Genomic DNA, 11533 nt, shown 5'->3' with positions numbered 1-11533 from the left:
GGCGGCGGGCTAGTCCCTGCTCAACTCCCCCTTGCTGACCCCGGCCAGCGGCATCGTCAGCTCGTAGTCGGCCCTGCCGTCGTCCTTGCGCTTCAGCGACACCGTGATGCCGCCCGCGGACTCGATGAGCGCGCACGTGCCGCTCAACCCGGAGAGGCGGAACGTCAGGGTCGACCCCGACAGGTCCGTCGTGGCGAGCGTTCCCTTCGCACACCCGGGGTCTTCACCGGGGGAGTCCCAGACGCCGGTGGTGTCGCCCTGCCGCAGGATGATCGTGACGGGTTCGTCCTCGAACGTGGTGCCGAGGACGTCCCCGTCCGCCGTGCCCTTCCAGGTGCCCGCGAACGCGGCCGGGATCCTCACCGTGCCCTTGGCGGCCGTCGAGGGCGGGGTCGCCGCTGAGCCCGGGTCGCCGGTGCCGCCCGTGGCCGGCGGGCTCGCCGGAGCCGTCGAAGTGGCCGAAGCCGCCTGATCCGCCTGATCCGCCGAGACGGAGGTCGAGGGCTCGGCGGTCGTCCGCGTGGAAGGAAGGAGCGAGCCGCGGCCGAACCAGAGGACCGCGCCGCCCGCCGCCAGGGCCACGACGACCGCCAGCACACCGATCAGCACTCCCCGCGCCCGCCTCGGCGGCCCGCCGGTGCCGCCCGGATGACCGGACCCGGGCGCGGTGCCCGGCCCGGGACCCTCGCCCGGGTGCGGGCCGGCGCCGGCGGATGAGGCGGCCGGGATCGGAGGGCCGCCGGGTGTGTCGGGGTTGACCAGGGTGACCATCAGGTCGCGGGCCGTGGGACGGCGGGAGGGGGCCTTGGAGACGGCGCCCGCGATGGGAGCGCGCAGGCGCGGCGGGAGGGGCGACAGGTCGGGTTCGGCGTGCAGGACCCGGTGCAGCACCGCGGGCACCGTGTCGGCGCCGAAGGGGGACCGGCCCGTGGCGGCGAACAGCATCGTCGCCGCCCACGCGAACACGTCGGAGGCCGCCGAGGCGGGCGAGCCGCCGATCTGCTCGGGCGCCAGATAGGCGGGGGTGCCGATCAGTCCCGAGGTGAGCGTCGCCGCACCTTCCGCTCTGGCGATGCCGAAATCCACGACGCGCGGCCCGTCGGGACCGAGCAGCACGTTCGCCGGTTTGAAGTCGCGGTGCACGACCCCGGCGGCGTGGATGGCGGCCAGCGCCGTCGCGGTGCCCACCACCAGGCGTTCGAGCTCACCGCCGCGGAGCGGGCCGCGCTCGCGCACGCGGTCGGCCAGCGACGGGCCGTCGACGAACTCGCTCACCACATAGGGGCGCGGCCCGTCGGTCGAGGCGTCGAGCACGCGGGCCGTGCAGAAGGAGGCGACGCTCTCCAGCGCGTCGAGCTCGCGCGCGAGCCGGGCCCGGGTCTCGGCGTCGCCCGTGTTCAGCAGCTTGACCGCGACCGGCTCGCCGCCGGGCGTGTGAGCCAGGTAGACGACTCCCTGTCCACCCTCGCCGAGGCGCCCGGCCAGGCGGAACGCGCCCAGCGACGTGGGATCGTCAGGTGTCAGGGGGATCACCATGGCGGTTACGTTACCGGGCTTCATCCGGAACGACGGATACGCCGGGATCTTGCGTCGTTCAACGAACCGTTCCTCGGGTCATCTGACACGGCGGTAAGGCGGCACTGACCTGGCCATGACAGATTCGTACGGATGGTGGCGGATTCGCGCCGGTCGATTAGCGTGCGTGGAGTGAGGACCATTGACTGGGTGGACGGGGCGGTCGAGCTGGTCGATCAGACGCGGCTGCCCGACGAGTGCGTCATGCTCAGGATCTCCGCCGTCGACGAGCTGATCGACGCGATCCAGCGGCTGGCCGTGCGAGGGGCGCCCGCGCTCGGCGTCGCGGGCGCGCTCGGCGTCGTGCTGGCCGGAGACGACCAGGACGCCATCGCCAGGCTGCGAGCGGCCAGGCCCACGGCCGTGAACCTCGCCTGGGGCGTCGACCAGGCCGCCGCCTGGCTGCCCCAGGGCCCCGAGGCGGTGCTGGAGACGGCGCTGCGGATCCGCGACGAGGACATCGCGGCCTGCCAGGCCATGGGCGAACGGGGCGCCGACCTCCTCGAAGGCCACCGGCTGCGGATCATGACGCTCTGCAACACCGGCGGGCTGGCGGCCGTCGAGCGCGGCACCGCGCTGGGCGTCGTGCAGACGTTGCACGAGCGCGGGCGGATGGCCGAGGTGCTCGCCCTGGAGACCCGGCCGCTGCTGCAGGGCGCCAGGCTGACCACCTGGGAGCTCGGCAGGATGGGGGTGCCGCACCGGCTCGTCGCCGACTCGGCGGGCCCGTACCTCCTGGCCAGGGGCGGCATCGACGCGGTGCTCATCGGCGCCGACCGGATCGCCGCCAACGGCGACACCGCCAACAAGATCGGCTCCTACTCCCTCGCGCTCGGCGCGGAGCGGGCGGGAGTGCCGTTCTACGTGGTCGCGCCCGAGACGACGATCGACTTCGCCACGCCGACGGGCGAGCAGATCGAGATCGAGGACAGGGGATCGGCCGAGGTCGTCACGATCAGGGGGGTGCGGCTGGCTCCCGAGGGCACCGGCGCGGCGAACCCCGCGTTCGACGTGACGCCGCACGACCTGATCACGGCGATCATCACCGACAAGCGGATCATCAGGCCATAGACAAAAATAGCCCAATTCCGGGACCAGTCTGCACAGGCCGCGTTACGCTCAGTCGTCACAATCCCGACCTCCGGAGAGCACACGGTGGCCGACCTCGTGTCACGGCGTGACTGGAACGCCCGCGCGCCTCGCGGTGACTACACGCAACTCGACTCGACCAGAGGCGTCAAAGTCCACTACACCGGTGGCAGGGTCGATCCCGGCATCGTCGGAGACCACAACGGCTGCGTCTCCCTGGTGCAGTCGATCCAGCGCGGCCACATGGACGGCAACGGCTGGGTGGACATCGGCTATTCTTTCGTGGCTTGTCCGCATCGCAAGGTGTTCGTGGGCAGGGGGTTACACCACCTGCCGGCGGCCAACGGCGCCGGGCTCAACGCCGGCCACTACGCGGTGCTCGGGCTGGTCGGCAACGCCGGGCTGGTGCAGCCGCCCGACGGGGTGCTGCACGGCATCCTCGACGCGATCGACCACCTTCGCGAGCGCGGCGACGCGGGCATGGAGATCAAGGGACACCGCGACGGCTACGCGACCGACTGCCCGGGCGAGGCCCTGTACGCGTGGGTTCGCCGGGGCGCCCCCCGGCCCGGCGGCGGCGACGGCGGCACGACCCCGCCCGAGGCGCCCCCGTTCCCCGGCAGGCTGCTGAAGTACCCTCCGGTCATGCGCGGCGAGGATGTCCGCACCTGGCAGGTCCAGATGCGTGAGCGCGGCTGGGACCTGGAGGCCGACGGCGCCTACGGCGGCGGCTCGCGCGACGTGTGCCGCCGTTTCCAGCGCAACCAGGGCATCGAGGTCGACGGCGTCGTGGGGCCGACCACCTGGAGGCTGTCCTGGGAAGCGCCGATGCCCTGATCGTCGCCGGGGCTTGACCTGGGGCCACCCCCGGGTCATCGCGGCTGCCAGGCTCCGCTTACTATCCGTTGCATGGATCTGGCAGTGGGTTTTCCTTCCACTACTCGCGATGACTGGCGAGCGCTCGCGCTCGGGGTCCTGCGCAAATCCGGCGTCGAGGCCGACTCGCCGGAGCTGGCGCTGTCCACCCCGACCTATGACGGGGTGACGCTCGCACCGCTCTACGACGCCGCCGACCTGCCCGGGTCGCCCCCGTTCGCGAGGGGCGCGCGGACCTCCACGGGCTGGGACGTACGCCAGCGGCACGCCGTGGCCGACCCCGAGGCGGTGCTGGCCGATCTGGACAACGGCGTGACCTCGCTCTGGCTGGTGGCCGGTGCCGGCGCGATCCCGGTGAGCGAGCTGCCCAGGGTGCTGGAGGGCGTCTACCTCGACCTCGCGCCCGTCATGCTCGACGCCGGTGCCGACACCGCGCGGGCGGCGGAGATCCTGCTCGCGCTGGCCGCCGAGCGCGGCACCCCGCTGTCGGGCAACCTCGGAGCCGGTGCGTCCCAGCCCGACGTGGCGGTCTCGCTGGCCCGGCGGTGCGCTGCCGAGTTCCCGGGGCTGCGGGCGATCACCGTCGACGCCACCCCCTACCACGACGCGGGCGGGAGCGACGCCGACGAGCTTGGCTGCTCGATCGCGCTGGCCGTCGGCCACCTGCGCGCCCTGACCGCGGCCGGGCTCACCGTCGAGCAGGCGCTCGGCCAGCTGGAGTTCCGCTACGCCGCCACCGCCGACCAGTTCGCCACCATCGCCAAGCTGCGCGCGGCGCGCAAGCTGTGGGCGCGCGTCGCAGAGGCGTGCGGTGGGCGGAGCGGGCAGCTGCAGCACGCGGTCACCAGCTCGGCGATGATGACCTCGCGCGACCCCTACGTGAACATGCTGCGCACCACCCTGGCCTGCTTCGCCGCCGGTGTGGGCGGCGCCGACGCGGTGACCGTGCAGCCGTTCGACGCCCGCGCCGGGCTGCCCGACGCGTTCTCCCGCCGGATCGCCCGCAACACCCAGGCGCTGCTGCTGGAGGAGTCGGGGGTGGGCCGGGCGATCGACCCGGCGGGCGGCTCCTGGTACGTCGAGCGGCGCACCGCCGACCTGGCCGGACGGGCCTGGGCGTGGTTCCAGGAGATCGAGGCGGCGGGCGGCGTCGAGGCGGCCGGATCGCTGGTGGCCGAGCGGATCGCCGCGACCAGGGAGCGCCGCGCCGGCGACATCGCGCACCGCCGCTTCCCGATCACCGGCGTGAGCGAGTTCCCCGACCTCGGGGAGAAGCCGCTGCGCCGTCCCGCCGTGCCCGCCGCCCCCGCCGCGTCCGAGGGCCCGGTGCCCGCCCTGCCGCGGATCCACTACGCCGAGGAGTACGAGAGGCTGCGCGACCTCGCCGACGCGAGACCGGAGCGGCCCAAGGTGTTCCTGGCCACGATCGGCCCGGTCGCCACCCACACCGCGCGCGCCTCGTTCGCCGCCAACCTGTTCCAGGCGGGCGGCCTGGCCACCGAGACCGCGGGCCCGGGCACCGACCCCGAGCAGATCGCCACCGCGTTCGCCGTCAGCGGCGCCACCGTCGCCTGCCTGTGCTCCAGCGACAGGCTCTACGCCCAGCACGCCGAGGCGGTCGCCGCCGCGCTGAGACGGGCGGGCGCGCGCAGGGTCTGGCTGGCGGGGAAGGGAGACTACGACGGCGTGGACGCGTACCTCCATGCCGGCTGCGACGTGCTCGACGTGCTCCGCACGACCTTCGACGACCTGGAGGTTGCCCGATGATCCCCGACTTCACCGGCATCCCGCTGGACGGCCACGCCCCGGCCGGGCCGCAGGAGGCGCCCGTCGGCGAGGTGTGGGAGACGCCCGAGGGCATCGGGGTCAAGCCGCTCTACACGGCCGCCGACCTGGACGGGCTCGACTTCCTGGAGACCTACCCGGGCGCCGCCCCCTTCCTGCGCGGCCCCTACCCGACCATGTACGTCAACCAGCCGTGGACCATCCGCCAGTACGCGGGCTTCTCCACGGCCGAGGACTCCAACGCCTTCTACCGGCGCAACCTGGCGGCCGGGCAGAAGGGGCTGTCGGTGGCCTTCGACCTGGCCACCCACCGGGGCTACGACTCCGACCACCCGCGCGTCGCCGGCGACGTGGGCATGGCGGGGGTGGCGATCGACTCGATCTACGACATGCGGCAGCTGTTCGACGGGATCCCGCTCGACCGGATGTCGGTGTCGATGACCATGAACGGCGCCGTGCTGCCGATCCTGGCGCTCTACATCGTGGCGGCCGAGGAGCAGGGGGTGGCGCCGGAGCAGCTGGCCGGGACCATCCAGAACGACATCCTCAAGGAGTTCATGGTCCGCAACACCTACATCTACCCGCCTGCCCCATCAATGCGCATAATTTCGGATATTTTCGCTTTTACGAGTGAGAAGATGCCGAAATTCAACTCGATCAGCATCTCCGGCTACCACATCCAGGAGGCCGGGGCCACGCTCGACCTGGAGTTGGCCTACACGCTGGCCGACGGCGTCGAGTACCTCCGGGCCGGCGTCGCGGCCGGGATGGACATCGACCGGTTCGCGCCCCGGCTGTCGTTCTTCTGGTGCATCGGCATGAACTTCTTCATGGAGGTCGCCAAGCTGCGGGCCGCCCGGCTGCTCTGGGCGAAGCTGGTGTCCGGGTTCGGCGCGAAGAACCCCAAGTCGCTGTCGCTGCGTACGCACTCGCAGACCTCCGGCTGGTCGCTCACCGCCCAGGACGTCTTCAACAACGTCGCCCGCACCTGCGTCGAGGCCATGGCCGCCACCCAGGGCCACACCCAGTCGCTGCACACCAACGCGCTCGACGAGGCGCTCGCCCTGCCCACCGACTTCTCCGCCCGCATCGCCCGCAACACCCAGCTGGTGCTCCAGCAGGAGTCCGGCACCACCCAGGTGATCGACCCGTGGGGCGGCTCCTACTACGTCGAGCGCCTCACCCACGACCTGGCCGAACGCGCCTGGGCCCACATCCAGGAGGTCGAGGCCGCGGGCGGGATGGCCCACGCCATCGAGGCCGGCCTGCCCAAGCTCCGCATCGAGGAGGCCGCGGCCCGCGCCCAGGCCCGCATCGACTCCGGCCGGCAGCCGGTGATCGGCGTCAACAAGTACCGCGCCGACGCCGACGAGCCGATCGACGTGCTCAAGGTCGACAACAGCGCCGTACGCGCCCAGCAGCTCGACAAGCTGCGCCGGCTGCGCGCCGAACGCGACGACGCCGCCGTCACCCGCGCGCTCGACGCCCTCACCAAGGCCGCCGACAACCCCACCCCCGGGCTCGGCCACAACCTGCTCAAGCTCGCGGTCGACGCCGCCCGCGCCAAGGCCACGGTGGGCGAGATCTCCGACGCGCTGGAGCGGGTGTTCGGCCGCCACGCCGGTCAGGTCCGTACGATCTCGGGGGTGTACCGCGACGAGGCGGGTTCCGTCTCCGGCATCGAGGCCGTACGCCGGGCGTGCGCCGACTTCGAGCGTGACGAGGGCCGCCGCCCGCGCATCCTGGTGGCCAAGATGGGCCAGGACGGCCACGACCGAGGCCAGAAGGTGATCGCCACGGCCTTCGCCGACCTGGGCTTCGACGTGGACGTCGGCCCGCTGTTCCAGACGCCGGAGGAGGTCGCGCGCCAGGCCGTCGAGGCCGACGTGCACGTCGTCGGCGTCTCCTCGCTGGCGGCCGGTCACCTCACGCTGGTGCCCGCCCTCCGGGAGGCGCTGGCCGAGCTGGGCGCCGGCGACGTGATGATCGTGGTCGGCGGCGTCATCCCGCCGGGAGACTTCGACGAGCTGCGCGCGGCGGGCGCCTCGGCGATCTTCCCGCCGGGCACCGTGATCGCCGACGCGGCCCTCGACCTGCTGCGGGAGCTCACGGCCCGCCTGGGACACTAGTCCGGTGCGGTCGCTCGAAGACTACGTCCAGGGCGTCAAGGACGGCTCCCGCGCCTGGATCGCCCGCGCGATCACGCTGGTGGAGTCGACCAGGCCCGACCACATGGCGCTGGCCCAGCGGCTGCTCGTCGAGCTCACCCCGATGTCCGGCGCGGCCCGCCGGGTGGGCGTCTCGGGCGTGCCCGGCGCCGGCAAGTCCACCTTCGTCGACTCCCTCGGCACGATGCTGACCGGGCAGGGCCACCGGGTGGCCGTCCTGGCGGTCGATCCCTCGTCGACCAGGACGGGCGGCAGCATCCTCGGCGACAAGACCCGCATGGCGCGCCTGTCGGTCGACCCGGCCGCCTTCATCCGGCCCTCGCCCACCTCCGGCACCCTCGGCGGCGTCACCAAGGCCACCAGGGAGGCCATGGTGGTGGTCGAGGCGGCCGGCTACGACGTCGTCCTGGTCGAGACCGTGGGCGTCGGCCAGTCGGAGACCGCGGTCGCCGACATGGTCGACACGTTCCTGCTGCTCACCCTGGCCCGCACCGGCGACCAGCTGCAGGGCATCAAGAAGGGCGTCCTGGAGCTGGCCGACGTCATCGCGGTCAACAAGGCCGACGGCGAGCACGAGCCCGCGGCCCGCAAGGCGGCGCGCGAGCTGGCCGGGGCGCTGCGGATGCTCCGCTCCGACAGCACGCCGCCTCCGGTGCTCACCTGCAGCGGCCTCACGGGCGCGGGCCTGCCCGAGCTCTGGCGCCAGATCCTGGCCCACCAGGAGAGCCTCGACCTGGCGGCCAGGCGCCGCCGCCAGCAGGTGCAGTGGACCTGGACCCTGGTGCGCGACCGGCTGCTCTCGGAGCTGCGCGACGACCCGGTGGTGCGGGCCGTGGCGGGCCAGGTGGAGGAGGAGGTGCTCGCGGGCGCCCTCACCCCCTCCCTGGCCGCGGACCGGCTGCTGGCGGCCTTCGAACGCCCCGCCGGCCGCGACGCGACGAGGAAGGGTCAGGCGGGCCCGTCGTAGAAGGCGTCGAGCGTGCCGCCGTAGCGGGTCTCGACGGCCTTGCGCTTGATCTTGAGGCTGGGCGTGAGCTCGCCCGACTCGACGGTGAAGTCGTCGGTCAGGATGGCGAACTTCTTGACCGTGGAGTAGCTGGCCTCGCCGCCGTTGACCTGGGCGATCGCCTTCTCGACCTCGGCGAGCATCCGCGGGTGCTCGCGCAGCGCCTCCGCGTCGGCCGGCAGCCCCTCGGCCTCGGCCCACGGCTTGACCACCTCCATGTCGAGGGTCACCAGCGCCGTGCAGTAGTTGCGCCGGTCGCCGTGCACGAACACGTGCGACAGGAAGGGGCAGGCCGCCTTGATCCGGCCCTCGAGGTAGGTGGGGGCGACGTACTTGCCCCCGGAGGTCTTGATCAGCTCCTTCTTGCGGTCGGTGATCGTCAGGCGGCCCTCGGAGTCGAGCTCGCCGATGTCGCCGGTGTGCAGCCAGCCGTCCTCCAGCGCCTCCGCGGTCTCCTCGGGCAGGCCGTGGTAGCCGCGCATGACGCCGCGCCCGCCGATCAGGACCTCCCCGTCGTCGGCGATGCGCACCCGCGTGCCGGGCAGCGGCAGCCCGACCGTGCCGAACCGCACCGACTCGGGCCGGTTGAGGAAGCTGCCCGCCGACGACTCGGTCAGCCCGTAACCCTCCAGGATCGTCAGGCCGGCGGCGTCGAAGAACTCGGCGATGTCCTGCGAGAGCGGGGCCGCCCCCGAGATGAAGAAGCGGATCCGGCCGCCGAACCGCTCGCGCAGCTTGGCGAAGACCAGCCGGTCGGCCAGGGCGTACTCGAGCCGGGTGGTGAACGGGACCGAGGCGCCGCGCTGGCGCGCCCGGACCACCCTGACGCCCGTCGCGCGCGCCCAGGTGAAGATGCGGGCCTTGGCCCCGCCCTCGCGCCGCATGGTGGCGGACACGGTGTTGTGGATCTTCTCGAAGATGCGCGGGGCCGCGGCCATGAAGGTGGGCCGGAGCACGCCCATGTTCTCGGCGATCTTGTCGAGACGGCCGTCGATCGCGGTCGGCACGCCGGCGTCGATCATGACCACTTCGAGCAGCTTGCCGAACGAGTGCGACAGCGGCAGCCAGAGGAAGTGCAGGTCGTCACCGGAGAGCAGCTCCAGCTCGCGCACCGCGCTGCCCGCGTAGAGCCAGTTGTCGTGGGTCAGCTCCACGCCCTTGGGACGCCCGGTCGTGCCGGAGGTGTAGATGAGCGTGGCCAGGTCGTCCTGGGCGATGGCGTCGACCATCGCGTCGTAGTCGCCCTCGCCGCTCACCGAGTCGAGGCGCAGCACCCAGCCGTCGTCGCTGGGCGTGCCGTCGATGACCACGACGTGCGTGACGTCCGGCAGCTCTTTCTGCACCGACCTCAGCTTGGCCACCTGGTCGTCGTCCTCGGCGATGACGATCGTGCTGCCCGAGTCGGTGATGACGAACGCCGACTCGGCCGCCGTGTTGGACGGGTAGATCGTGGTGGTGGCCGCGCCGGTCGACAGCACCGCCAGGTCGGCGATGATCCACTCGAGCCTGGTGGAGCTGAGGATCGAGACCCTGGCGCCGGGGCCCGCGCCGAGCCCGGCCAGGCCCAGCGCCAGCTTCCGCACCCGCTCGCCCACCTCCTGCCAGGACAGTGATGTCCAGCCGTCGGCCGACGGGGTGCGGTAGGCCTCGGAGTCGGGGGTTGCCGCGATCCGATCGCGCAGCAGGGACGGAATGCTCGACATGCCTGATCCTCCCGGGAGTGATGCTGCCGACTCTAGGACTACCGCCCCATGTCCGTCGATGTCCCGATCATCACGTTGCGAGCACGGTGGGGATCCTGGCGACGAGGCCCTTCGGCCTGGACGTGCGCACCTCCCAGGCGCCGCGGGTTCTGCTCGCCGGTCTGCGCCAACCGGTTCAACGTGGCCGCCCACCGGGCCAGGATGGCCGCGACCCCCTGATCGGCCCGATTTCACCAGGTGGAAGCGGTGAGGTGCCCGGAATGAGATTGACGTCTGGGGAGCAATCGGGCAATAGTGTGGCAGGTGGTAGCCCCCCGATTGATCTCCTGTGCACTCGCTCTGGCGACCCTGACGCTGGCCGCGTGCACCGCGACCCCCTCAGGGCCGGCCGGTGGCGAGCCCAGGGCCAGCGGCGTGGCCGGCGGCTTCGAGTCCGTCCCCGAGAGCTCGGCCTCCACCGGCTCGGGCGGCCCGTCGGGCACGCCCACCGCCGCCCCGCTCGACCCGGAGGCGTACAAGACCGAGCTGGCCACCACGCAGAAGGCCATGGCGGGCGCGATCAAGTCCATGGCCGGCGCGCGGACGATCAACACGCTCGGCCAGCGCGTCAGACGCACCGAGGAGGCGCTGGCCGGCGGCGCCGACACGCTGGCCGCCCTCGCCCCGCCCGAGGAGGTGCGTCCCCAGCACGACGCCTACGTGGCCAGCCTGCGCGAGTTCGTCACCGGGCTCGGCTCGACCGCGGGCCGGGTCGGCAGCCGCGACCTGTGCACCTCCTCGGCCGTCCTGACCGACATCGACGACAGGCTGAAGGCGCTCGACGACGCGGGCGAGGCCCTGCAGCGGGCCGGCGACTACCCGGCCGACGTGGTCACGGTGAAGGCCGCTAGCAAGAAGACCAGGCGGCTCGGCAACGGCAGCTACCTCCGCCGGGGCACGCTGAACGGCCGCAGCTCGCTGCAGATCCACAACGGCGGCACCCGGGACGCGGTCGTCACCGTCATGCGCGGTAAGTCCAAGGAGTTCAGCGTCTACGTGCGCCGGAAGGCGAAGTTCAAGGTCAGCGGCGTGCGCGACGGCACGTACAAGGTCTACTTCACGCACGGCGTCGACTGGGACGGCAGAAGCGGGTCGTTCACCCGTCAGTGCAGCTTCGAGCGCTTCTCGAAGCCGGTCACGTTCAAGACCACGTTCACCGCGACGCAGATCCTCTGGCACGACTGGCGGATCACGCTGCACGCCATCTCCGGCGGCAACGCCCGCACCTCGGCCGTGGACCCCAAGGACTTCCCGGGCTGAACCGCCCCCGAACCTGCCAAGGGACCGCGCAC

At 72.5% G+C, this 11533-nt stretch carries 9 protein-coding genes; 7 read left to right on the top strand and 2 right to left on the bottom strand.

Going from position 1 to position 11533, the window contains the following annotated elements:
• Nucleotides 1-9 precede the first annotated feature (9 nt).
• Nucleotides 10-1536, bottom strand: a complete 1527-nt coding sequence (locus AB0C16_RS24075; protein WP_357686147.1) for a serine/threonine-protein kinase — start codon at nt 1534-1536, stop codon at nt 10-12.
• A 171-nt stretch (nt 1537-1707) separates the two neighbouring features.
• Here AB0C16_RS24075 and mtnA point away from each other — a divergent pair, with 171 nt between their 5' ends.
• The 5 genes from mtnA to meaB all read left to right on the top strand — a co-directional run bounded on the left by mtnA (nt 1708) and on the right by meaB (nt 8460).
• Complete coding sequence (gene mtnA, locus AB0C16_RS24070; protein ID WP_357686146.1) at nt 1708-2646, top strand: S-methyl-5-thioribose-1-phosphate isomerase; 939 nt, start codon at nt 1708-1710, stop codon at nt 2644-2646.
• An 84-nt stretch (nt 2647-2730) separates the two neighbouring features.
• Nucleotides 2731-3501, top strand: a complete 771-nt coding sequence (locus AB0C16_RS24065; RefSeq protein ID WP_357686145.1) for an N-acetylmuramoyl-L-alanine amidase — start codon at nt 2731-2733, stop codon at nt 3499-3501.
• Between the two features lie 72 nt (nt 3502-3573).
• Nucleotides 3574-5307, top strand: a complete 1734-nt coding sequence (locus AB0C16_RS24060; RefSeq protein WP_357686144.1) for a methylmalonyl-CoA mutase family protein — start codon at nt 3574-3576, stop codon at nt 5305-5307.
• On the top strand, nt 5304-7454 hold the full coding sequence (scpA, locus tag AB0C16_RS24055) for a methylmalonyl-CoA mutase (protein WP_357686143.1): 2151 nt from the start codon (nt 5304-5306) through the stop codon (nt 7452-7454). The genes AB0C16_RS24060 and scpA overlap by 4 nt, the downstream gene beginning before the upstream one ends.
• 4 nt (nt 7455-7458) lie before the next feature.
• Nucleotides 7459-8460, top strand: coding sequence for a methylmalonyl Co-A mutase-associated GTPase MeaB (gene meaB / locus AB0C16_RS24050; protein ID WP_357686142.1), 1002 nt, complete (start codon nt 7459-7461; stop codon nt 8458-8460).
• On the opposite strand, the gene AB0C16_RS24045 is transcribed toward meaB, so the two are convergent.
• Entirely contained in the window at nt 8442-10202 is a 1761-nt protein-coding gene (locus AB0C16_RS24045) for a long-chain fatty acid--CoA ligase (RefSeq protein ID WP_357686141.1), read from the bottom strand. The genes meaB and AB0C16_RS24045 overlap by 19 nt on opposite strands.
• A 48-nt stretch (nt 10203-10250) precedes the next feature.
• On the opposite strand from AB0C16_RS24045, the gene AB0C16_RS24040 reads away from it, so the two are divergent.
• Nucleotides 10251-10421, top strand: coding sequence for a CGNR zinc finger domain-containing protein (locus AB0C16_RS24040; protein ID WP_357686140.1), 171 nt, complete (start codon nt 10251-10253; stop codon nt 10419-10421).
• 84 nt (nt 10422-10505) lie between these two features.
• Nucleotides 10506-11501 carry a hypothetical protein gene (locus AB0C16_RS24035; protein WP_357686139.1) on the top strand — a complete coding sequence of 332 codons (996 nt, stop codon included), beginning with the start codon at nt 10506-10508 and terminating at the stop codon, nt 11499-11501.
• Nucleotides 11502-11533 lie beyond the last annotated feature (32 nt).

Origin of the sequence: Nonomuraea sp. NPDC048916, assembly GCF_040649575.1 — a bacterium.
GTDB lineage: Bacteria > Actinomycetota > Actinomycetes > Streptosporangiales > Streptosporangiaceae > Nonomuraea.
The sequence above is the reverse complement of the archived record's forward strand: the minus strand, read 5'-3'. Positions and strand labels throughout refer to the sequence as shown.

Coding starts and splice junctions, on each gene's coding strand:
- AB0C16_RS24075 (WP_357686147.1), bottom strand. CDS start 1,536: ATGGTGATCCCCCTGACACCTGACGATCCCACGTCGCTGGGCGCGTTC.
- AB0C16_RS24060 (WP_357686144.1), top strand. CDS start 3,574: ATGGATCTGGCAGTGGGTTTTCCTTCCACTACTCGCGATGACTGGCGA.
- scpA (WP_357686143.1), top strand. CDS start 5,304: ATGATCCCCGACTTCACCGGCATCCCGCTGGACGGCCACGCCCCGGCC.
- AB0C16_RS24045 (WP_357686141.1), bottom strand. CDS start 10,202: ATGTCGAGCATTCCGTCCCTGCTGCGCGATCGGATCGCGGCAACCCCC.
- AB0C16_RS24040 (WP_357686140.1), top strand. CDS start 10,251: ATGTCCGTCGATGTCCCGATCATCACGTTGCGAGCACGGTGGGGATCC.